Source organism: Kitasatospora sp. NPDC048239 (assembly GCF_043202015.1).
Taxonomy (GTDB): Bacteria; Actinomycetota; Actinomycetes; order Streptomycetales; family Streptomycetaceae; genus Kitasatospora.
This window is the reverse complement of the sequence record NZ_JBICZP010000005.1, coordinates 654,126-676,033: the sequence shown is the minus strand read 5'-3', so window position 1 is coordinate 676,033 and position 21,908 is coordinate 654,126. Positions and strand designations below refer to the sequence as shown.

Below are 21,908 nucleotides of genomic sequence, written 5' to 3'. Positions count from 1 at the left end.
CACTGTTGCCTCCGTTCTGTGCACGCGCGTTCCGTGCGCTGGCGTTCCGTGCGCCGACCTCCGCGCACCGGCGCTCCGGCGGGAGGTGTACCGGCGCCCCGGCGGGACCGGGGGTTCCGGTGGGGCGGGGGGGGTTCCGGCGGGACCGGGGGGTTCCGGCGGGGCGGGCCCGGCCGGCTACTTCGCCAGGCTCTCCTGGACGACGCCGACCACACCGTCCAGACTGACCATCCGGATCAGCTCGGCCTGGTCGATCTCGATCCCGAAGGTCCGCTCCAGGGAGGAGAGGATCTCGATGGCGCCCAGCGAGTCGGCGTTGTGGTCCTCCTTGAAGCGGCTGGTGTCGGTCACCTCGTCGGCCTCCAGTTCGAGGATGTCGCAGACGATCTCCTTGATCCGGACGCGCTGTTCGGCGGTGATGACGACGGTGCTGGGCATGGCGCCTCCCGGTGAATGTGTGCCACAGGTGGTCTGAATTCTTCTCGGCCGCACTGACGGAGAACTGACGTGCAGCTGACGGTGGTTGACGGATGATCAGTAACGAACGAAGCCCGCTTGACGGCGCCGGTTTGCACCTGTCAGTGTGAACTTGCATGCGGTACACGGGGGGTGAGCGTTCTGAGCAGCGCGGAGCTGTTGGTGCTGCTGGCCGCCGTCGGGCACACCCAGCGGCTGCGGATCATCGGGGAGCTGGCCCGGGGCCGGGTGCACGTCAGTGAACTCGCCCGCCGGCTGGGCCTGTCCAGACCGCTGCTCTACATGCACCTGGAGCGGCTGGAGGCGGCCGGGCTGGTGGTCGGGGCCCTGGAGCTCTCGGACGGCGGCAAGGCGATGAAGTTCTTCGAACTGACCCCGTTCCACATCCAAGTCACGGTCGACACCGTCCTCACCGCCCTGAGCGAGGACGCCGCGGCGGCCGAACGGGCCGCAAGCGACGCGGGAGAGAAGGGAACCACCGCATGAATGGCGGGATCATCGCCATCGTCATCACCCTGATCGTCATCGGCGGGATCAGCCTGAGCACGGTCGCCTACTTCTCCCTGCAACGGCACCGGGCCGACGCGGTGGCGATGGCCGGCTACCGCAGGCTCGCCGAGGAGGCCGCCGCCGACCAGCGGCTGCTCCTCGCCGAACTACACGAGCTGACCGGCCGGATCGCCGCCGTCGAGCAGCTGCTGCGCAGCGTCGACGAGAGATGACCACGGCGCCCGCACACCCCCGGTGACCGGCCACCCGGCCGCCGCTGCGCCCACTGCCCCGCCGCGGCCCACTGCCCGCCGCGGCCCGCTCCGCCCGACCCGGTGAACCCGGCCCGGCCCTATCGACCCCGCCCGGCCGCCCGGCCCCTTCGACCCCGCCCAGCCGGCCGCTCCCCCACCGGGGCGCCGCCGGCCCGCCCGGAGAGACGGACCCATGAGCATCGCCACCGTGCACGGCCTCGACGAGGTGGTACGACTGACCGCCGTCCGCCGCGGCTACGGCACCGGGCGCACCCGCGTGGTCGCCCTCGACGACGTCACCACCGGTTTCCGGCGCGGCAGCTTCACCGCCGTGATGGGGCCGTCCGGCTCCGGCAAGACCACCCTGCTGCAGTGCGCGGCCGGCCTGGACCGGCCGGACTCCGGCTCGGTCACCCTGGACGGCCTGGAGCTCACCGCGCTGAGCGAGAAGGAGCTCACCAGACTCCGCCGCGACCGGATCGGCTTCACCTTCCAGGCCTACAACCTGCTGCCCGCACTGACCGTGGCCGACAACGTCGCGCTGCCGCTGCGGCTGGCCGGGCGGGAGCCCGAACCGGGCGCCGTCCAGCGGGTCCTGGCGCAGGTCGGCCTGGGCGACCGGGCCGGCCACCGCCCCGGCGAGCTGTCCGGCGGCCAGCAGCAGCGGGTCGCGATCGCCCGCGCCCTGCTCACCCGGCCCGCCGTGCTCTTCGGCGACGAGCCGACCGGCGCGCTGGACACCCGGACCGCGCTGGAGGTCCTCACCCTGCTGCGCACGGCCGTGCGCGACGCCGGGCAGACCGTCGTCATCGTCACCCACGACCCGGTGGCCGCCTCGCACGCCGACCGGGTGCTCTTCCTCGCCGACGGGCGGATCGCCGGCGAGCTCCACGGCGCCTCCGCCCACGCCATCGCCGAGCGGATGACCCGGCTCGGCGCCTGGGCCGACCGCACGGGCCCCGACCACACCGCACCGCGCCGCGCCGAGGGAGCCCGCTGATGTTCCGACTCGCCCTGCAGACCCTGAGGTTCCGCAAGGGGGGCTTCACCGCCTCGGTGATCGCGCTGTTCTTCGGCGCCGTGCTCCTGACCGCCTGCGGCGCACTGATGGAGACCGGGATCCGCAACGACCTGGGGCCCGGCGCCGTCCCTGCCGCCCTCACCGGGCACCACCCGCCCGCGAGCCGGCTGATCTCGATGTCCGCGGTGTTCGGCGGCATCGCCGCCATGGTCACCGTCTTCGTGGTCGGCTCGACCCTCGCCCTGCTGGTGCAGCAGCGCCTCGGCGAGATGGCCCTGCTGCGCGCCATCGGCTCGCTGCCGGGGCAGATCCGCCGGATGGTGGTGATCGAGACGCTGGTGGTCGCGCTCGGCGCGATCGCCCTGGCCCTCTGGCCGGGCCGGCTGGCCGGGCGCTGGATGCTCGGGCGGATCGCCGGGAGCGGGGTCGTGCCCGCACGGCTCGGCTACCACGCCGGCTGGATCCCGATGGCCACCGCCGGCGGCACGGCGCTGCTCGCCGCCCTCGCGGCCGCGTTCATCGCCTCCCGGCGGGCCGCCCTCGCCCGGCCTGCCGACGCGCTCGCCGAGGCCCGGCTGCAGGACCGCTGGCTCAGCACCCCGCGCCTGGTCTTCGCCGTGCTCTGCCTGGCCGGCGGCACGGCGCTGGCCGTCGTCACCGCGACCGTGATGAACGGCGAGGTCGCCGCCAGCACCGCCGGGCCCACCGCGATGCTCTGGGCGGGCGGGCTGGCCCTGCTCGCCCCCGGGCTGACGGGGGTGCTGACCAGCGTGCTGCGCCCGCCGCTGCGTGCGCTGTTCGGCCTGACCGGCCGGCTCGCCATGGACAACGCCCGGGCCCGCCGGATCCGGATGGCCGGCGCGGTCACCCCGGTGATGCTCGCCACCGGCCTCGCCGTCGCCCTGATCTACCTCCAGGCCGGCGGGGGCGGCGAGGCGGCGAGCGCCTGGATCAACTACCTGCTGGCCGGCAGCATCATCGCGTACGCGGTGATCTCACTGGTCAACACGGTGATCGTGGCCGCCGTCGAGCGCCGCCGGGAGTTCGCCGCACAGCGCCTGGTCGGTGCCACCCGGGGGCAGGTGCTGCGGATGACGGCGGTGGAGTCGGTGCTGGTCACGGCGGTCGGCACGGTCCTGGGCACGGTCGTGGCCGGCGCCACGCTGACGCCCTTCGGCCTGGCGCTGGACGGCTCCTGGGTGCCGCACGGGCCGGTCTGGATCTACCTGGCGATCGTCGCCGCGGTAGGCGTGCTCACCGTGGCGGCGAGCACGCTGGCGGCGGGCTGGACGATGCGGGTCCGTCCGGCCCAGGCCATCGCCTCACCGTGAAACCGTGAAACCGGGAGGCGGGGAAGCCGTGGAGCCGGGAAGCCGTGAAACCGGGGAGTCGGGGAGCCGGACACCCGGGAGCCCCACGGCGGGCGGCCTGACACCGGGGCCCGGCGGCTCCGGTCAGGCCGCCCGTCTGGGTAGCACGTTGCGCAACTCGCTGAACTGATCGGGGTGTTCGGTGATCCAGGACCAGTACCGCGGAATCGTCCGGGCGTACTCGCAGTAGTACCGGCGGACGGTGTGCACCAGCCGCCGCTGGATGTCCCGGGGTACCGTGTCGCTGCGCCACACCAGCAGCATCTCGCTGCTCCCCGACCCCGAGATCGGGACGAGGCAGACGTCCCGGGTGGCGCCGGTGGGCGTGGTCAGCGCCGCCGCGTCGGCGTCCCGGACCCAGTTCATCGCCTCGTGGTGCCGGTCGACGTAGTGCAGGACCTCCGGGTCCGGGTGGTCGAAGGTCGAGAACAGGTGCTTCTCGATCGGGTGGAACCAGTGGTCGCGGGTGTACCGCACCCAGTTGAGCGAGCCGAGCTGGGAGGTGCGGAGGACCAGCCGGCCGGTCAGCGGGTGGCCCTGCGGCAGCGCCAGCCAGATCGGCTCGCGCACGATCACCGTTCTGGCCAGGGAGAGTTCGGCGGCCTCCGCCGAGGCGTCCAGAGCCACCCCGGGCACCATCGCGGCGTTCAGCGCACCGCGGCAGACCGCCTCCACGGCCGCGGCCGGGCTGAGCGTCTCGGTCTGCACCTCGCCGACGGGAAGCGCCGCCTTGAGCGCGCTGCGCAGCGAGGGCGGCGTCCACTCGGCGTTGCCGAACCGGAACACGTCGGCCGCGTGGGCGGCCGCCTCCGCGATCACCAGGTCCGCCTGCTGGACGAGGTCGGCCAGCATCGGGATCAGCCGGTCCCCGAGGGCCGTCGGCACGACGCCGACCCTGGTCCGGACGAACAGGTCGCCGCCCACCGCCCTTTCAATTCGACGCAATTGCGCGGTGAGACTCGACTGGGGAAGGCTCAATTGCAAGGCGGCTTTCGAGATGCTACCGAGACGATCTATGACCGTCACGATCTTTGCGTGCCGTAACTCGACGTCCACGCATCCCCCGTTCACAACCGGCTCGGCCCGGCGTGCCCCATTCCCCGACAGGCCAAGTCCCATGGATCCCCGGGTGGTTCACACGCTAACAGAGCGCTCCAGACCCGTCCATATGAAATGAAGTGGACATGCCTTCCGGTTATTCACGAGCTGACGGTACGTCAGGCCACGTACTGCAGAGCCCTTCGGGGCTCGCCGAGGGTGTCGTCCTGCTGGAGGATCGCCTGGTACGCCCGGTGCAGGGCGCGGCCGGGTTCGAGGCCCAGGTCCTCGGCGAGGCGGCGGCGCGCGGTATGGAAGACCTCCAGCGCCTCGGCCTGCCGGCCGTCCCGGTAGAGCGCGAGCATCAGCAGCTCACTGAGCCGCTCCCGCCCGGAGTGCTCGACCGCGAGCTGGCGCAGCTCGGCCACCTGGACCCGCTCGGCGTCCACGGCCAGCTTGGCGGCCGTCAGGTCCTCGTAGGCGGTGATCCGGCGTTCCTCCAGGTGGGTGGCCCGGATCCGGCAGCGCAGACCGTCACAGGAGTCCATCAGGGCCGTCCCGCGCCAGAGGCCGAGGGCCGACTCCAGCACCTCGACGGCCCGGTCCGGATCCCGGCCGAGCAGCTCGGCGCCCGCGTCGGCGAGCGCCACGAAGCGGTGGGCGTCGACCGCGCCGGGCTCCACGTCGAGCAGGTAGCCGCTGCTCACGGTCCGCAGCACGGCGGCGCCCCGGCGGCCGGTCACCGACTCCAGCAGTCTGCGCAGCCGGCCGATGTTGGCCTGCAGGGCGTTCCGGGCGTTGGCCATCGGCTGGTCGGCCCAGAGTTCGTCGACCAGTTCGTCGAAGGCGATCGGCGCCCCCGGATTCAGCGCGAGCAGGGTGAGCACGATGCTCGCCCGTTTCGACGCCATGGTGTACTGCCGGTTCTCGTGTGACAGGAGCAGTGAGCCGAGAATCCTGATCTCCACAGCGGTGCCTCCGTACTCGCCGGTCATCCCGTCGAGTGTGCCCGCCGACCCGTGGGCGCGGGGAAATACCACCTGGGCGCGGACCTCGCGCGGGAGTGGTATGGCAGCACCCAAACAGAAGGGGTACGGGCGCCGGGCCGACGGGGGTCCGATCCGGCGCCCGTACAAAGCGCGGTGTGCGCCGCGCTTTCCCCTGTCAGTGGAATGCTACGGGTGAAACTTCCGACTGTCCATCAGCCCTCTTGTCCGGCATCGGACTTCGGCCGAATCGACGACTTCTCGGCGGATTGCCGGAAGTTCGGACGCGCCGACCGGGGAGGGCCCCCTCCGCACGGGGTGACGGCGCGTCCGACCGGCCGGTCCGGCATACTGCCGACCTGCCCCGACGGCGCACCGACGTGTACTGACAGTCTGTCAACAATGCGTGCGCAAACCCGTACCGGCGTTCTCCACCTGCGACATTCGGCCGGGGCTTAATCACATGGTCCGCACTTCCCGCCCTGCCTAGTGTCGTTCTTCGGTGGCGCCACCCTCGCAGCGGGAGATCCCGCAGGGTCGGCCCGTGCCACCGTCGCCGGCATCTCCGGCGTTTCTTGGTACCCGGAACTCGTGGACTACGGAACAGGAGTCACCAGTGCTCAACCGAGTCGTGATCGTGGGCGGGGGAACAGCGGGGTGGATGACGGCCGCGTACCTGAAGGCCGCGTTCGAGGACCGAATCGACATCACCCTCGTGGAATCCGGCACCGTCGGCACCGTCGGCGTCGGCGAGGCGACCTTCAGCGACATCCGGCACTTCTTCGAGTTCCTCGGACTCAAGGAGAAGGACTGGATGCCGGCGTGCAACGCCACCTACAAACTGGCCGTCCGGTTCGAGAACTGGCGCGAGAAAGGCCATTACTTCTACCACCCCTTCGAGCAGATGCGGTCGGTGAACGGATTCCCGCTCACCGACTGGTGGCTCAAGGAGGGGCCGACCGACCGCTTCGACAAGGACTGCTTCGTGATGGCCTCGGTGATCGACGCCGGCCTCAGCCCCCGCCACCTCGACGGCACGCTCATCGACCAGCCCTTCGACGAGGGCGGCGACGAGATGCAGGGCCTGACCATGTCCGAGCACCAGGGCAAGACCCAGTTCCCGTACGCCTACCAGTTCGAGGCCGCACTGCTCGCCAAGTACCTGACGGCGTACGCGGTGGAGCGCGGGGTACGGCGGGTGGTCGCCGACGTCCGCGAGGTCACCCTGGACGACCGCGGCTGGATCACCGGCCTGCGCACCGCCGAGCACGGCGACCTCACCGGGGACCTGTTCGTCGACTGCACCGGCTTCCGCGGGCTGCTGATCAACCAGGCCCTGGACGAGCCGTTCATCTCCTACCAGGACACCCTGCCCAACGACAGCGCCGTCGCGCTCCAGGTCCCGATGGACATGGAGCGCCGGGGCATCCTGCCCTGCACCACCGCCACCGCCCAGGACGCCGGCTGGATCTGGACCATCCCGCTGATGGGGCGGGTCGGCACCGGCTACGTCTACGCCAAGGACTACCTGTCCCCCGAGGAGGCCGAGCGCACCCTGCGCTCCTTCGTCGGCCCGGCCGCCGCCGACGTCGAGGCCAACCACATCAGGATGCGGATCGGCCGCACCCGCAACTCCTGGGTCCGCAACTGCGTCGCCATCGGCCTCTCCAGCGGCTTCGTCGAACCCCTGGAGTCCACCGGGATCTTCTTCATCCACCACGCCATCGAGCAGCTGGTCAAGAACTTCCCCGGCCCGGACTGGAGCCCCGTCCACCGCGAGCTCTACAACAACGCCATCTCCCATGTCATGGACGGGGTAAGGGAGTTCCTGGTGCTGCACTACGTCGCGGCGAAGCGCTCCGACACCCAGTACTGGCGCGACACCAAGACCCGGGCGATCCCCGACTCGCTGGCCGAGCGGATCGAGCGCTGGAAGACCAGGCTGCCCGACTCCGAGACCACCTACCGCTACTACCACGGGCTGCCGCCGTACTCGTACATGTGCATCCTGCTCGGCATGGGCGGCATCGAGCTCCAGCCCTCACCCGCCCTCGCGCTGTCCGACAGCGGCCCCGCCCAGCGCGAGTTCGCGCAGATCCGGGAGAAGACGCAGCGGCTCACCGAGCTCCTCCCCCCGGCCTACGACTACTTCGCCCGGATGCGCTGACGGGCCGACCGCCTCCCGGGGACGGGACGACCACCTGAGTGACCGTCAGGAGCCCGTCCCCCACGGCCCACCGGCCGGAAAGGAATCCCCTCACCCCTCATGGACCTCCTCCACCTCTTGCGGAATCTCGCACACGCGGCGGCCGCGCTCGCCGTCGTCATGCTGATCGCCGCCGCGGGACGGGGAGTCGCCCGGCGCCTCCGCCAGCCGGAGGTGATCGGGGAGATGACGGCGGGCCTGCTGCTCGGGCCCGCCGTCATCGCCCTGGTCGGCCGCTCCGCCTTCCACGACGACGTCCTGCCGGGGCCGGTTCTCGGCATCCTCAAGTTCACCGCCCAGACCGGCCTGGTGCTGTTCCTGGTCGGTCTGGCCAACGAACTGCGCTGGGGGCCGCACCGCCCGCCGCGCAACGCCACCGGCTGGGTCGCCGCCGGGGCGCTCGTCCCCCCGCTGCTCACCGGCGTCCTGCTGGTCGGCTGGATCCAGCTGACCGGCGACACCGCCGCCCGCGGCGACGCCCCCCTGCCCGGCTACCTCCTGATGGTCGCGGTGACCATGGCCATCACCGCGGTACCGGTGATGGCCCGGATCCTCCTCGACCGGAACATGACCGACTCCGTGCCCGGCCGGCTCGGCCTCGCCTCGGCGATCGTCATCGACGCCGTCGGCTGGCTGCTGCTCTCGCTCGCGATCAGCCTGGGCTCCGGCGACCTCACCCGCTCGCTGCACTCCCTGCGGGCGCTCGCGGCCGGCGCCCTGTGCGCACTCGCCATCCGCTACCTGCTGCGCACCCGGGCCGCCGGCCGGCTCGGCGAGCGGCAGCCGAGAACCACCGCCGTCCTGCTCGGCGCCGCCGCGCTCGCGACGGCGCTCACCATGGAGCACCTCGGGATGACGGCGATCCTCGGCGCGGCGCTGGCCGGGCTGTCCATCCCCCGGGACGAGTCCGGCCCGTGGCCGCGCGCGGTCGCCGCGGTCACCCGCGCCGGGCGCGCGCTGACCCCCGCGTTCTTCGTCTTCTCGGGTGTCACCGTGCTCACCGGCGCGTTCTCCAGCGCCTCCTGGCCGCTGATCGTCTGCGCCGTGCTACTCGGCTGCGCGGGCAAGGGCCTGGGCGGCTACGCCGGGGCCCGGCTGGGCGGCCAGCCGCCCGGTACGGCGCGCCGGGTCGGCGTGCTGATGAACACCCGCGGACTGACCGAACTGATCGTCCTACAGGCCGGGTTCAGCGCCGGGATCCTCCCGGCGCCGCTGGTCCTGGCCCTGGTCGTGATGGCGCTGACCACCACGGCGATGACCGGCCCGCTGCTGGACCTGCTCGACCGTGCGGACCGGCGGAGCACGGCGGCCCCGGCCGGCCCGCCCGCCATCCCCGTCACGACCGGCCTGCCTGGCAGGTCCGCGGCCACCGGGGCCTCCGCGACACCCCTGGCGACGGAAGGCGGGCCCAGGGCCCCTCTTTCGGATGACGTCGGATCAGGGGGCGGCGTCGGAGTGCGTGCATCGGCGGTGCGGAGGATGGATTCCATGCGGTGGGGGCACCTCCCGGCCGAAGGCCGGGGGCCATCGGCGACCGACGACAGGCCGGCGCGGGGGCACCTCCCGGCCGAAGGCCGGGGGCGTGCGCACTCAGGCGTCGACCACCCGGCGAGATCCGAAAGAGAGGCCCTGGGATGACCCCCGAGCACCGCGAGACGGCCCTCGCGCCGCCCGGGCCCGCCGGACCGGGCCGGGCCGCCACCGCGACCCCCGACGAGTTCCGCACCATGATGAGCGGCTTCCCCACCGGCGTCTGCGTGGTCGCCGCCACCGGCCACGACGGGGCGCCGCGCGGGATGACCTGCTCCTCGGTGTGCAGCGTCTCGCTCGCACCCCCGACCCTGCTGGTGTGCCTGCGGGACGGCAGCCCCACCCTGGAGGCGGTCCTCAAGAGCGGGCTGTTCACCGTCAACCTGCTGCACGAACAGGCTAGGGAGACGGCCGAGTTGTTCGCCTCCGGCAACCCCCACCGGTTCGGCCTGCTGCCCTGGGGCCAGGACCAGGACGCGGCCGGACCGCACCTCGTCCGGGACACCCACGCCGTCGCCGACTGCGAGGTCGCGCTCACCCAGGCGGTGGGCGACCACGTCACCGTCTTCGGCGAGGTCCGCCGGATCGTCCGCCGCCACCGCCCGCTGCCGCTGCTCTACGGGCTGCGCCAGTTCCGCTCCTGGTCGCAGACCTGACGAGGTACCACCAGTCGGCCGCCACACGTGGTGCCCCGGTACGGGATCCCGTACCGGGGCACCACGCACGCACCCGCACGTGCCGCGCCGACACGGACGGTCAGGAGGCGAGCAGCCGCTCCGAGCGCGGGTGCGCGGGGCCGCGGTGCGCCTCCCCCGGCTGCCGCGGCCGGACCGGTCCGCCGTCCAGCAGCGCCCGGCCCAGCGGGGTCACCGAGTGCAGCACGGTGTTGCGCACCCGCCGGGTGGTGATCAACCCGGTCTGCCGCAGCACCGCCGCGTGCTGGCTGGCGCCGGCCGCGGAGATGCCCAGCCGGTCGGCGAGCTGGCTGGTGGTGCAGGTGGCCCGCAGGGCGCGCAGCGCGGCGGCCCTGGTCTGCCCGACCAGCGCCCCGAGCGACTGCGCGCTCCCGTCGGGCTCCTGCCAGAGGCCCGCGCCCCCGAGGGCGTGCGGCGGCGCGGCGAACACCAGGACGACCTGGCCGCCGGGCTCCCAGGCGTCGATCAACTGGCCCGGGCGGTGGTTCAGGAAGACGGACGGTGTCAGCACCAGGCCCCGGCCGGCGAGCCGGACGTCCTGCTCGGGCCCGCCGGGGACCTCCAGGACGGAGGGGCGCCAGGCCGTCCGGGGGTGCAGGGTGGTCAGCAGCTGTTCCACCCCGCCGGCCATCACGATCCGCCCGCGCGCCTCGCACTCGGCCTCCAGGTAGCCGAGCAGGTGCTCCCAGTACGGCGCCACGGCCACCCGCCAGGCCTCCAGCAGTCCGCCGGCCGCCTCCGCCTCTCCGCGCCGGCCGTCCGCACCGGCTCCCGTACCGCCGTCCGTACCGCCGTCCGTACCGCCGTCCGCCGCACCGCCGGCACCCGCGCCGCCGTCGCCGAGGCGCAGGGCCTGCCGCAGCAGCGACTCCACCTCGTAGGCCGTCCCGTGCGGGGGCGGCGGCGTCGGCCGGCGGGGCAGCCGTTCCCCGACCTGTTTGCGCCACCGCGAGTACGGCGCGCTGACTCCGCGGCCCAGCAGACCGCAGGCGAACGCAGTCTCGACCAGCGGGCCCATGGTGGTCCGCAGTCGGGTTCTGGCGAGGTCGGCGGCGGTGAAGTGGATTCTGAGCATGGTGGTGACCCCCGTCGGTCGCACGGTGGAGGGTGGGGCGGCGGGGCGCGCCGGGCCGCCGTGGCCTGGCGGTCCCGCCGTCAGGCCTCGGCGGCCTCGCGCAGACTGCGCGGTCGCATGTCGGTCCAGTTCTCCTCGACGTAGGCCAGCGCGGCGTCGCGGGGGCCCTCGGCGAGGGCCACCGTCCAGCCGTCAGGGGTTTCGGCGAACGCCGGCCAGAGCGAGTGCTGGCCCTCCTCGTTCACCAGCACCAGAAACGTTCCTGCCTCATCGTCAAAGGGGTTCGCCATGTCGCACACTCCAGGTCCGGGACGGCTTGGGATGAACCGCGGCCCCCGCCCGGCGCGCTTCCACCGCCGGCGGCAGGGCGGCCCGCCCCGCCATGCTTCCGCTGTCCGCTGACACGGCACTGACCATCCTCTGATAGGACGGACCGCGCATCCGGGCCGCTCGCCGTCGTGTCCAGGAGGCCCGGCGAAAAACCCGGTGCCCCCCGCGCCCCGGGCTCCCTACACTCGGCAACGAGATCGCGCACCGCCTCGGGCCGGACAGGCCCGGGCCCTGCGGTGCGCACCGTGACGAACCGAGGGGAGCCGGCCGTGCGCAACCACAGCGCTGTCGTCGTCCCCCCGTCGCGGTTCGAGGTGATCCTGGTGTCTCCGTCGGCCCGGTGCCCGCTGCGCGGCCGGCACCGGAGGTCCGTGACGAACGCCTGAGGCCCGTCGGCCCGGCCGTCCCCGCGTGGTGAATCCACCTCAGGGTCCGAGCCCGCCCGTTCCGTTCGCCTCTTCGTCCGGGGAATCGCGCCGCCCTGTCCCGCATCACCCCGAAAGGCCGCAGAGCCGTGCGCACCAACCCGACCCGTCCGATCGCCCCCCGCACCACCACCGCCTCCCTCGCCGACGTCCGCAACCTGGGCATCCTGGCCCACGTCGACGCGGGCAAGACCACCGTCACCGAGCGGATCCTCTACCTCACCGGCGCGACCCACAAGCGCGGCGAGGTCCACGACGGCACCACCGTCACCGACTTCGACTCCCAGGAGCGCGACCGCGGGATCACCATCTTCGCCGCCGCGGTCAGCTGCGCCTGGGCGGGCCGCCGGATCAACCTGATCGACACCCCGGGGCACGTGGACTTCGCCGACGAGGTGGAGCGCTCGCTGCGGGTCCTCGACGGCGCGGTCGCGGTGTTCGACGCGGTGGCGGGCGTCGAGCCGCAGAGCGAGTCGGTCTGGCGGCAGGCCGACCGGCACCGCGTCCCGCGGCTGGCGTTCGTCAACAAGCTGGACCGCGCCGGCGCCGACCTCGACACCGCGGTGGCCTCGATCCGCGAGCGCCTGCACCCCGTACCGCTGGCGGTCCAGCTGCCGATCGGACAGGAGGGTGGCTTCACCGGTGTGGTGGACCTGCTGCGGATGCGGGCGCTGGTCTGGGCCGACGGGCAGGACACCCACCAGGAGGGCCCGGTGCCCGGCTCCCTGCGCGAGGAGGCGCAGCGGCGGCGCCGGCTGCTCTCGGAGACCGTGGCCGGGCTCCACCCGCTCGCCCTGGAGGAGTTCTGCGCGCAGGGGGAGCTCTCCGCCGAGACGCTGGCCGCCGCGCTGCGCGACCTCACCCGGACCGGCGAGGCCGTCGTGGTGCTCTGCGGCTCGGCCTACCGCAACCGCGGGATCGAGCCGCTGCTCGACGCCGTGGTGGCCTACCTGCCGTCGCCGGCGGACGTACCGGCGGTGCGCGGCACCTCCCCGCGGGGCGTCTCCCTGCGGGGCGTCTCCCGGCCCGGTGCCTCGCGGCCCGGCGGCGACAACGGCGTCGACGTCGGCGCCGGCGACGTGCAGGAGCGGGCGGCTGATCCGGACGCGCCGTTCTCGGCCCTGGTGTTCAAGGTGAACTCCACCGAGACCGGTCGGCTCGGCTACCTGCGGGTCTACTCGGGGACGCTGCGCAAGGGGGACGCGGTGCTGGACGCGGGTACCGGTCGCAGCGAGCGGATCGGTCGGATCCTGCGGGTGCAGGCCGATCGGCACGAGGAGCTCGACCTGGCCACCGCCGGGGACATCGTCGCCGTCATCGGGCTGAAGGCGGCCCGCACCGGCACCACGCTGTGCGCGCCCGGGGCTCCGCTGGTCCTCGAACCGCCGTCGACGGCCGAGCCGGTGGTCTCCGTGGCGGTCGAGGCCCGGCGGGGCACCGACACCGACCGGCTGGCGTCCGCGCTGGCCCGGCTGGCCGAGGAGGACCCGTCGCTGTCGGTGCGGACGGACCGTGAGACCGGTCAGACCGTGCTGTCGGGGATGGGTGAGCTGCACCTGGAGGTCGCGGTGGAGAAGGTCCGCCGCACCCACGGGCTGGAGCTCGGGGTCGGCCGCCCGCAGGTCGCCCACCGGGAGACCGTCACCGGCGGCGTGTCCGGCTTCGTCCACCGGCACGTCAAACAGGACGGCGGCGCCGGCCAGTTCGCCCATGTGGTGTTCGACGTGGCGCCGCTGGACGACGGGCGGGAGTTCGCCTTCCACTCCACCGTGGTCGGCGGGCGGGTACCGAAGGAGTTCGTCCGGGCCGTCGAGGCCGGCTGCCGGGACGCCCTCGCCGAGGGCCCGCTCGGCGGCCACCCGGTGATGGGGCTGGCCGTCACCCTGACCGACGGGGCGACCCATCCGACGGACTCCTCGGAGCTCGCCTTCCGGACGGCGGGCCGGCTCGGTCTGCGCGAGGCGCTGCGCGCCGCCGCGATGGCCTTGCTGGAGCCGGTCGTCGAGCTCACCGCCACCGTACCCGAGGAGGCCGTCGGCGGGGTCCTCGGGGATCTGGCCGCCCGGCGCGGCCGGGTCTCGGGCTCGGACTCCCGGGGCGGCACCGCGGTGATCACCGCGACCGTGCCGCTGGCCGAACTCTTCGGCTACGCGACCAGGTTGCGCAGCCGCACGCAGGGCCGGGGCACCTTCACCACCCGGTCCGCCGGGTACGCCCCGGCGCCCGTCCGGTAGCCGCCGGGGACCGGGTCCCCGCCCAGCCATGGGCGGGGACCCGGTCCTACGCGGCCCGGCCGGGCCCACCCTGGCCCGCCCCACCCGGCGACACACCGCGGAAAGCGCTCTCCGTCAACTTCCCGCCTGTGTAGGCTTCCGACACCGGCGCGGACGGTGCCGCGGAGCGCGGCGCGGGCACCCCGCCCGCCCGCTCCCGCCGTACCGGCGCCGCACCGCGCAGTCCGCCCGAGCCGGATCCCGCCTCCCTCCGGCGCCACCCTCACCCTCGGAAAGCTGGCCCTCGATGCTCGACTTCGACGACACCGGATTCCGCCGCGACGGGGTACCGCACCGGATCGTCTCCGGCGCCCTGCACTACTTCCGCGTCCACCCCGACCAGTGGGAGGACCGCCTGCTCCGGCTCCGCGCGCTGGGCGTCAACACCGTCGACACCTACATCCCCTGGAACTTCCACGAACTCCCCTCGGGCGAGATCGACTTCACCGGCTGGCGGGACGTCGCCCGGTTCGTCCGGCTGGCCGGGCAGCAGGGGCTCGACGTGATCCTGCGGCCCGGCCCGTACATCTGCGCTGAGTGGGACTTCGGCGGCCTCCCGGCCCGCCTGCTCGCCTCCGACGGGCTGCGGCTGCGCTGCGCCGAGCCCGGCTACCTGGCCGAGGTGGACCGCTGGTTCGACGCCGTGGTGCCCGAGATCCTGCCGCTGCTGGCCGACCGCGGCGGCCCGGTGGTCGCCGTACAGATCGAGAACGAGTACGGCAGCTACGGCAACGACGCCGCCTACCTCGCCCACCTGCGGGACGGCCTGCTCGCCCGGGGCGTGGACTGCCTGCTGTTCACGGCCGACGGCGTGCACGACACCATGCAGCAGGGCGGCCGGGTCCCCGGTCACCTGGCCACGGCCACCTTCGGGTCGCGCCCCGCCGAGCGCCTCGCCGTCCTGCGGCGCCACCAGCCCAAGGGGCCGCTGGCCGCGATGGAGTTCTGGATCGGCTGGTTCGACCAGTGGGGCGGCCCGCACCACGTCCGGGACGCCGAGGAGTGCGCCCGCTCCCTCGACGACCTGCTGGCCACCGGCGCCTCCGTCAACCTCTACATGGCCCACGGCGGGACGAGCTTCGGCTTCTGGGCCGGCGCCAACCACACCGGCACCCGCCCGATCGAGGCCGGCTACCAGCCGACCGCCACCAGCTACGACTACGACGCCCCGATCGGCGAGGCCGGCGAACTCACCGCCAAGTACCACGCCTTCCGGGCCGTCATCGGGAAGTACCTCCCGCTGCCCGAGGGCGAGCCGCCCGCGCCGGCGCCCCGGCTCGCCCCGCAGCGCATCGCGCGGGCCACCGGCTCGGCCGCCCTGCTGTCGCAGCTCGACGCCCTCTCCACGCCGGTGCCGAGCGCGACCCCCGAGCCGATGGAGAAGGTCGGCCAGTCCTTCGGCCTGATCCACTACCGCACCACGGTGCACGGACCGCGCCCGGCCCTGCCGCTGCGGATCGACGGGATCGCCGACCGCGCCCACGTGTTCGCCGACGGCCGGCTGCTCGGCATCCTGGACCGCAACGAGCCCGGGCAGACCATCCCCCTGGAGGCCGGGCCGACGGGTGTCACCCTCGACATCCTGGTCGAAGCGCTCGGCCGGGTGAACTACGGCCCGCTGCTGGACGACCGCAAGGGCATCACCCGCGGGGTCTCGCACGACCACCAGCGCCTGTTCGGCTGGGAGATCCGCCCGCTCCCGCTCACCGACCTCGGCCGGCTCCAGTACGGCGACCCGGCCGACCCCGGCGACGGGGTACCGGCCTTCCACCGATTCGAGGCCCGCCTCCCCGAGCCCGCCGACGGCTTCATCGCCCTGCCCGGCTGGGGCCGCGGCCTGGTCTGGCTCAACGGGTTCCTGCTCGGCCGCTACCGCGCGGAGGGCCCCCAGCGCACCCTGTACGCCCCGGCCCCGCTGTGGCGGCCGGGCGGCAACGAGATCGTCCTCCTCGAAACGCAGACCCACGCGGAGGCGGTCGAACTCCGGGACCAGCCCGACCTCGGGCCGCAGGCCGCCGCGCCCAGCGCGGACTACTGACGCGCCGTCGGCCCGGGGGGCGGTGCGGTGCTGTCGCGCAGGACCACCCGGGCCGCCAGCGCCGAGCGCACCGGCCGCTCCCCCGGCCGGGCGGCCTCCAGGGCCAACCGGACGGCGTGGGAGCCGAGTTGTTCCAGCGGGAGCCGCACGGTCGACAGCGCGGGGGCCACGTCCACGGCGAACGGGACGTCGTCGAAGCCCGCGACCGAGATCCGCCCGGGGACGTCCACGCCGCGCCGGCGGAGCTCGCCGAGGGCGCCGACCGCGCAGACGTCTGACAGCGCCAGTACGGCGGTCGGCCAGCTCCCGGCCGGTCCGGCGAGCAGCCGGCCCATCGCGGCGGCGCCCCCGGACCGGCTGAACTCGGCGTGCTGGACGGCGGATTCGGCGAGTCCGAGGCCCGCCCCGGCGAGTGCCTCGCGGACCCCGGCGAGGCGGTCGGCGGACACCCGCAGCCGCTGCGGTCCGGTGATCACCGCGAACCGGCGGTGCCCCAGATCGAGCAGGGCGCGGGTCAGTTCGGCCGCGCCCCGGCGGTTGTCCGGCAGCACGGCGTCGTAGCCGGGCCCGTGGTCGGTGACGGTGGCGACCCGGCCGCCGTCGGAGCGGTAGTCCGCGAGCGCCGCGTCGCTGGCCAGGGTGGCCGCCGGGTCGGTGTGCGCGGAGCCGGCCAGGATGATCGCCCGCACCCGCTGGCCGTGCAGCATCCGGATGCCCCGCACCTGGGCGTCCGGGTCGCCGTCGGTGTTGACGACCAGCGGGAGCAGCCCGGCCTCGACGGCGGCGTCCGAGACCCCTCGGGCGATGGCCGCGAAGTACGGGTCGGCGATGTCGTGGAGCAGCACGCCGACGTTGGCGGTGGCCGCCCGGGCGAGCGCCTGGGCCGGTGCGTTCGGCAGGTACCCCAGGGCGTCCGCGCTGGCCCGGACCTTGGCGGCGAGCTCCGCACCGACGGTGCGGACCGACCCGTTGAGGGCCCGTGAGGCCGTGGCGAGCGAGACGCCCGCATGCCGGGCCACCTCGCTGAGGGTGACTGCCATCCGCCCGTTCACCCGCTCCCGGTCCGGCCACGCGTCGACGATGCGCAGCATAGCGCCGCCACCTGCCGGAACCCGGCTTCCGCGCGGCCGGCCGACCGGCCTGCCGCCACGCCCCGCGGCGGCTCTAGGCGGCCCCCACGACCAGGACGACCTCCAGGCGGCGCGGCCCGTGCACGCCCTCGACCCGGTCGAGTTCGATGTCGCTGGTCGCGGACGGCCCGGAGATCCAGGTCAGCGGTCGGGCGGGGTCGAGCAGCGGCAGGGCCCGCGGTACGGAGGCCTGGACCTGGTCGGCGCGGACCACGCAGAGGTGGTGGTCCGGGACGAGCGTGAGGATGCGCCGGCCCTGTGCCGGCCCGGCGTCGAGCACGATCGTCCCGGTCTCGGCGATGGCCAGCGCGCAGCCGGTCAGGGTGCTGTCGACGGTGTCCAGTTGCCCCGCGGACAGCGCGCCGCCAGCGGGCCCGTCGGCCGCGTCGGTCAGCACCTCGGCGTCCGCGAGTTCCGCGAGCCAGCCCGCGGGCAGGTCGCCGGGGACGGCCAGGGTGCGGGTGCCGTGCTCGCGCAGCAGCCGGGCGAGCAGGCCGGGGAGCTCGGCCGGTGTGCACCGGTGGACGACCGCGCGGTAGTCGGCGAGGTTCTCGGCGAGGACGTCGAGCAGGGTGGCGGGGTCCTCGGGCAGGTGGGCCGTGAGGTACTCGGGCCGGGGTGCGGCCGGCTCCGGCGGGGTACCCGCCTGGTCGGCGAGTGCGCTGCGGATCCGCGCGAGGACGCGGTCGCGGGAGGTCTCGGTCGGCGGCATCAGGGGGTGTTCTCCTCTGCGCGGTTCGCCTTCCACCAGTCGCGGAAGGTCTGCTCGGGCGCCTGGGGGAGGTCGCGGGTGTCGCTCCAGGCCTTGGCCGGTCCGGGCAGCGGGAGCCGGCGCGGGTGGAGCCGGCGGGTGCGGGCCGCCGCCCGGGTGGCGGCCGAGTAGGCGGCCGGGTGGTCCAGCAGCCAGGTCGCGGCCTTCACCGCGGCCCGCTCGGCGCGGTGGCCGCCCTGTCCGGCGACCTTCTCGCGCAGGTGGACCAGCACCTCGGGGATGTCGATGGCCACCGGGCACACCTCGTAGCAGGCGCCGCAGAGCGAGGAGGCGTAGGGCAGCGAGGCGTCCAGCTCGCTTGCGGTTCCGCGTAGTTGGGGGGTGAGGATCGCACCGATCGGTCCGGGGTAGGGCGAGCCGTAGGCGTGTCCGCCGGCCCGCTCGTACACCGGGCAGACGTTGAGGCACGCGGAGCAGCGGATGCACCGCAGGGCCTGTCGGCCGACCTCGTCGGCGAGGGTGTCGGTGCGGCCGTTGTCGAGCAGGACGAGGTGGAAGTCCTGCGGGCCGTCGCCCGGGGTGGTGCCCGTCCAGATCGAGGTGTAGGGGTTCATCCGCTCGGCGGTGGAGGAGCGCGGCAGGAGTTGGAGGAAGACCTCCAGGTCCTGCCAGGTGGGGATGACCTTCTCGATGCCGACCACGGAGATCAGGGTCTCCGGCAGGGTCAGGCACATCCGGCCGTTCCCCTCGGACTCGACGACGACCAGGCCACCGGTCTCGGCGACGATGAAGTTGGCGCCGGAGACGGCCACCCTGGCCCGCAGGAACTTCTCCCGCAGGTGCAGCCGCGCCGCCTCGGCGAGGTCGGCCGGCCGGTCGCTCAGGCCTTCGGGGGCGGGCCGGCCCCACCGGCCCATGGCGTCCCGGAAGATGTCGCGGATCTCGCCGCGGTTGCGGTGGATCGCGGGGACGAGGATGTGCGAGGGCAGGTCGTCGCCGAGTTGGACGATCAGTTCGGCGAGGTCGGTCTCGTACGCCGTGATGCCCTCGGCGGCCAGGGCCTCGTTGAGGCCGATCTCCTGGGTGGCCATCGACTTGACCTTGACCACCTCGCGCTCGCCCGTGGCCCGGACCAGCCCGGCGACGATCCGGTTCGCCTCGGCGGCGTCGGCGGCCCAGTGCACCGTGCCGCCGGCGGCCGTCACCGCCGCCTCGGCCTGGAGCAGGTAGTGGTCGAGGTGGCGCAGCGTGCGGTCCTTGATCTCCTTGCCGGCCTGGCGCAGGAGCGCCCAGTCGGGGAGTTCGGCGACGGCGGCGGCGCGCTTGTCGCGGATGGTGTGGGTGGCGTGCGTGAGGTTGGCGCGCAGCCGGGTGTCCTGGGTGGAGACCGCGGCCGCCGCCGGGAAGGACGGCATGCCGAGGTAGGTGCCGGTCATGCGGTGGCTCCGTTCTGCGGGGTGGCGGTCCGGGAGGATGCGGCGGCGGGCGGCGCGGCGGCCTCGCTCCCGGCGGCCGGGGGCGCCGTGCCGCCATCCGGCACCGGCTCGGTCGCGGCCAGGATCTCGGCGAGGTGGACGGCCCGCAGCGGGGCGTCCGAGCGGCGCAGCGTCCCGCCGATGTGCATCAGGCAGGAGTTGTCCGCGCCGCACAGCACCTCGGCGCCGGTGGCCAGGGCGTTGCGCACCTTGTCGGCGCCCATCGCGGCGGAGACGGCGGCGTTCTTGACCGCGAAGGTGCCGCCGAAGCCGCAGCACTCCTCGGCGCCGGGCAGCTCGACCAGGGTGAGGCCCTTCACCGCGTTCAGCAGCCGCCGGGGGCGGTCGCCGAGGCCGAGCATCCGCAGGCCGTGGCAGGAGGGGTGGTAGGTGACGGTGTGCGGGTAGGAGGCGCCGACGTCGGTCACCCCGAGGACGTCGACCAGGAACTCGGTGAGCTCGTACACCCGCGGCACCAGCGCGTCCGCCGCGGCGGCGAGCCGGTCGCCGCGGCCCTCGGCGCGGGCCCGGGCGCCGATCCGCGGGTAGTTGTCGCGGATCATCGCGGCGCAGGAGCCGGAGGGGGTGACGATGTGGTCGTACCCGGCGAACGCCTCGGCGGTGCGGTGCACCAGCGGTTCGGTCTCGGCCCGGTAGCCGGTGTTGTACTGCGGCTGCCCGCAGCAGGTCTGCGCGACGGGGAAGTCGACCTCGACCCCGAGCCGTTCGAGCAGGGTCACCACCGCGCGCCCGGTCTCGGGGTAAAGGGCGTCGTTGATGCAGGTGACGAAGAGCGCGACGCGCATCGCGACCCCTTCCGCTTTGGTCAGACCATAGGTTGGCTGGATCAATGTAGAGACCCGGAGGCGCCCGCTTCAAGCCCGACAGGGATTTGGTCTGACCAATCTCCGGTGCGGGCTACGATGAGGATTCCACTCGGCCCGTCGCGCCCCCGGGTCGCCTCGCACCGACCCGCGGCACCCCGCGCGGGCCGGTTCGAGCCGCAGCCGGGAGGACGCGATGGCAGAGGCGACAGCATGGGAACCGGTGCCGCGGACCCGGACGTACGAACTGGTGCTGGCCCGGATCGAGGAGCAGATCGTCGCGGGCAAGCTCCGCGTCGGCGACCGGCTGCCCCCCGAGCGCGACCTGGTCGAGCTGCTGGGCGTCAGCCGTGCGGCCATCCGGGAGGCGCTGCGCGTCCTGGAGGCCCAGGGCGTGCTGCGCTCCAGGGTGGGCACCGGCCCGGACTCCGGCACCGTGATCGCGGCCCTGCCCGGCGAGGCGCTCAGCCGGCTGCTGCGCCTGCACCTGGCGCTGGCCAACTTCCCGCTCGCCGACGTCTTCGAGGCCCGGGCCAGCCTCGAGCGCTCCAGCGCCATGCTGGCCGCCGAGCACGCCACCGCCGAGGACCTCGCCGGGCTGCGGGAGGTGCTGCGCAGCATGGACGCCCCGGGCGTGTCCCGCGAGGAGTTCAGCGACCTCGACACCGCGTTCCACGTGGCGATCGCCGAGGCGGCCGGGAACCGGCTGGTCGCCGATCTGACCGTCGCGGTGCGCAACGCCGTCCGGCAGACCGTGCTGAGCACCTTCCGCCTGCTCCCCGACTGGGAGGCGGAGGCGGACCGGTTGCGCTCCGAACACCACGCCCTGCTCGCGGCGGTGGCCGCCGGGGACGCGGACGCGGCGGGCCGGCTGGTGGAGGCGCACATCCGCGGCTTCCACCGGGTGATCACCGCCCACCCGGCCGAGGGGGCGCCCGGGTCCGACACGGACGCCGGGACGGCCTGACACCCGGCGGGCCGGCGCCGTCCAGGGCCCTCCACCCAATCGGGTAAAGGCTTGGCAAAGTCCCGGGACGGCTCCGCCCCCGCCCGCTCCTTCCGCTGTGAGTGCCGATGCGGCACCCGATCTGAGAGACAGCGCGCCCTCCGGGCCGCGAGCAGCAGGATGCCGACGGGCCCCGCCCCGGCCTCCTGCACTCCGGCCCCGGGCAGCTCGACGCCTTCACCCGGCTCGGGCAGGCCCAGGGCAGCCTGCGCGCGGCCCTGGAGCTGTGCACCCGGCGGCCCGAGGACGGCCTGCGGATGGCGACCTCCCTGCTCTACCACTGGATCGCCGCGGGCTTCGAGTCGGAGGGGCGGGACTGGCTCGCCCGGCTGCTCGCCGCCGACGGCGACGCCGGACCGGCCCGCGCCGCGGCCCTCTGCGCGGCGGCCCGACTGGCCGTCCTGCAGTGCGACCCCGAGGCGGCGGCCCCACTGCTCGCCGGGCCGGGCGGCAGCGGACCGCGCCGACCGGCACCGCCCGCCGTCGGGGGCCCGCGCCGCTCCGGTCGGCGGGCGGTCGGGTCGGTATGGCGGGAAAATGACCTGGTGTAACGA

At 74.2% G+C, this 21,908-nt stretch carries 20 protein-coding genes; 11 read left to right on the top strand and 9 right to left on the bottom strand.

The annotated features are described in order from the left end of the window. Positions 1-177 precede the first annotated feature (177 nt). The gene (locus ACGFZP_RS17460; RefSeq protein ID WP_392933374.1) at positions 178-438 is read right to left on the bottom strand and encodes an acyl carrier protein; all 261 of its coding nucleotides are present in this window, start codon (positions 436-438) and stop codon (positions 178-180) included. 180 nt (positions 439-618) lie between these two features. Here ACGFZP_RS17460 and ACGFZP_RS17455 point away from each other — a divergent pair, with 180 nt between their 5' ends. The 4 genes from ACGFZP_RS17455 (at position 619) to ACGFZP_RS17440 (ending at position 3,572) form a co-directional block, all read left to right on the top strand. Next, positions 619-963: an ArsR/SmtB family transcription factor gene (locus ACGFZP_RS17455; RefSeq protein ID WP_392933519.1), complete on the top strand. Its 345-nt coding sequence runs from the start codon at positions 619-621 to the stop codon at positions 961-963. Beyond that, positions 960-1,199 (top strand): hypothetical protein, encoded by a 240-nt coding sequence (locus ACGFZP_RS17450; RefSeq protein WP_392933372.1) that lies wholly within the window; start codon positions 960-962, stop codon positions 1,197-1,199. The genes ACGFZP_RS17455 and ACGFZP_RS17450 overlap by 4 nt, the downstream gene beginning before the upstream one ends. A 214-nt stretch (positions 1,200-1,413) precedes the next feature. Next, the gene (locus ACGFZP_RS17445; protein WP_392933370.1) at positions 1,414-2,220 is read left to right on the top strand and encodes an ABC transporter ATP-binding protein; all 807 of its coding nucleotides are present in this window, start codon (positions 1,414-1,416) and stop codon (positions 2,218-2,220) included. After that, complete coding sequence (locus ACGFZP_RS17440) at positions 2,220-3,572, top strand: FtsX-like permease family protein (RefSeq protein WP_392933367.1); 1,353 nt, start codon at positions 2,220-2,222, stop codon at positions 3,570-3,572. The genes ACGFZP_RS17445 and ACGFZP_RS17440 overlap by 1 nt, the downstream gene beginning before the upstream one ends. Before the next feature lie 123 nt (positions 3,573-3,695). Here ACGFZP_RS17440 and ACGFZP_RS17435 read toward each other — a convergent pair whose 3' ends face one another. Together ACGFZP_RS17435 and ACGFZP_RS17430 are read right to left on the bottom strand one after the other, a co-directional pair. Then, positions 3,696-4,667, bottom strand: a complete 972-nt coding sequence (locus tag ACGFZP_RS17435) for a LysR family transcriptional regulator (RefSeq protein WP_392933365.1) — start codon at positions 4,665-4,667, stop codon at positions 3,696-3,698. Positions 4,668-4,828: 161 nt separating this feature from the next. Next, a complete protein-coding gene (locus ACGFZP_RS17430; protein ID WP_392933363.1) occupies positions 4,829-5,644 on the bottom strand; it encodes a BTAD domain-containing putative transcriptional regulator in 816 nt (271 codons plus the stop codon). A gap of 607 nt (positions 5,645-6,251) precedes the next feature. Between ACGFZP_RS17430 and ACGFZP_RS17425 the strand changes: the two genes are divergently transcribed. From ACGFZP_RS17425 to ACGFZP_RS17415, 3 genes are all read left to right on the top strand, one after another. Further along, positions 6,252-7,802 (top strand): tryptophan halogenase family protein, encoded by a 1,551-nt coding sequence (locus tag ACGFZP_RS17425; RefSeq protein ID WP_392933360.1) that lies wholly within the window; start codon positions 6,252-6,254, stop codon positions 7,800-7,802. 117 nt (positions 7,803-7,919) lie between these two features. Continuing rightward, positions 7,920-9,479: a cation:proton antiporter gene (locus tag ACGFZP_RS17420; RefSeq protein ID WP_392933357.1), complete on the top strand. Its 1,560-nt coding sequence runs from the start codon at positions 7,920-7,922 to the stop codon at positions 9,477-9,479. After that, positions 9,476-10,027 (top strand): flavin reductase family protein, encoded by a 552-nt coding sequence (locus tag ACGFZP_RS17415; protein ID WP_392933354.1) that lies wholly within the window; start codon positions 9,476-9,478, stop codon positions 10,025-10,027. Before ACGFZP_RS17420 ends, ACGFZP_RS17415 begins: the two co-directional genes overlap by 4 nt. Positions 10,028-10,127: 100 nt before the next feature. Here the strand turns inward: ACGFZP_RS17415 and ACGFZP_RS17410 are convergent, their stop codons facing one another. Both ACGFZP_RS17410 and ACGFZP_RS17405 read right to left on the bottom strand, forming a co-directional pair. After that, positions 10,128-11,141: an ArsR/SmtB family transcription factor gene (locus tag ACGFZP_RS17410; protein ID WP_392933351.1), complete on the bottom strand. Its 1,014-nt coding sequence runs from the start codon at positions 11,139-11,141 to the stop codon at positions 10,128-10,130. 80 nt (positions 11,142-11,221) lie between these two features. Next, complete coding sequence (locus ACGFZP_RS17405; RefSeq protein ID WP_392933349.1) at positions 11,222-11,431, bottom strand: MbtH family protein; 210 nt, start codon at positions 11,429-11,431, stop codon at positions 11,222-11,224. A 554-nt stretch (positions 11,432-11,985) separates the two neighbouring features. Here ACGFZP_RS17405 and ACGFZP_RS17400 point away from each other — a divergent pair. After that, the gene (locus tag ACGFZP_RS17400) at positions 11,986-14,130 is read left to right on the top strand and encodes an elongation factor G (protein ID WP_392933346.1); all 2,145 of its coding nucleotides are present in this window, start codon (positions 11,986-11,988) and stop codon (positions 14,128-14,130) included. A 286-nt stretch (positions 14,131-14,416) separates the two neighbouring features. Continuing rightward, the gene (locus ACGFZP_RS17395) at positions 14,417-16,207 is read left to right on the top strand and encodes a beta-galactosidase family protein (protein ID WP_392933343.1); all 1,791 of its coding nucleotides are present in this window, start codon (positions 14,417-14,419) and stop codon (positions 16,205-16,207) included. Here the strand turns inward: ACGFZP_RS17395 and ACGFZP_RS17390 are convergent. From ACGFZP_RS17390 to ACGFZP_RS17375, 4 genes are all read right to left on the bottom strand, one after another. After that, positions 16,201-17,298, bottom strand: coding sequence for a LacI family DNA-binding transcriptional regulator (locus tag ACGFZP_RS17390; protein WP_392933340.1), 1,098 nt, complete (start codon positions 17,296-17,298; stop codon positions 16,201-16,203). The two genes, ACGFZP_RS17395 and ACGFZP_RS17390, sit on opposite strands and share 7 nt — an antisense overlap. Before the next feature lie 73 nt (positions 17,299-17,371). Then, a complete protein-coding gene (locus ACGFZP_RS17385) occupies positions 17,372-18,049 on the bottom strand; it encodes a lactate utilization protein C (protein ID WP_392933337.1) in 678 nt (225 codons plus the stop codon). Continuing rightward, positions 18,049-19,485 carry a lactate utilization protein B gene (locus ACGFZP_RS17380; RefSeq protein WP_392933335.1) on the bottom strand — a complete coding sequence of 479 codons (1,437 nt, stop codon included), beginning with the start codon at positions 19,483-19,485 and terminating at the stop codon, positions 18,049-18,051. Before ACGFZP_RS17380 ends, ACGFZP_RS17385 begins: the two co-directional genes overlap by 1 nt. Further along, positions 19,482-20,330, bottom strand: a complete 849-nt coding sequence (locus ACGFZP_RS17375; protein WP_392933332.1) for a (Fe-S)-binding protein — start codon at positions 20,328-20,330, stop codon at positions 19,482-19,484. Before ACGFZP_RS17375 ends, ACGFZP_RS17380 begins: the two co-directional genes overlap by 4 nt. Before the next feature lie 214 nt (positions 20,331-20,544). On the opposite strand from ACGFZP_RS17375, the gene ACGFZP_RS17370 reads away from it, so the two are divergent. Continuing rightward, complete coding sequence (locus ACGFZP_RS17370; protein WP_392933329.1) at positions 20,545-21,315, top strand: FadR/GntR family transcriptional regulator; 771 nt, start codon at positions 20,545-20,547, stop codon at positions 21,313-21,315. Between the two features lie 296 nt (positions 21,316-21,611). Continuing rightward, positions 21,612-21,905, top strand: a complete 294-nt coding sequence (locus tag ACGFZP_RS17365; protein WP_392933327.1) for a hypothetical protein — start codon at positions 21,612-21,614, stop codon at positions 21,903-21,905. Positions 21,906-21,908: the final 3 nt, after the last annotated feature.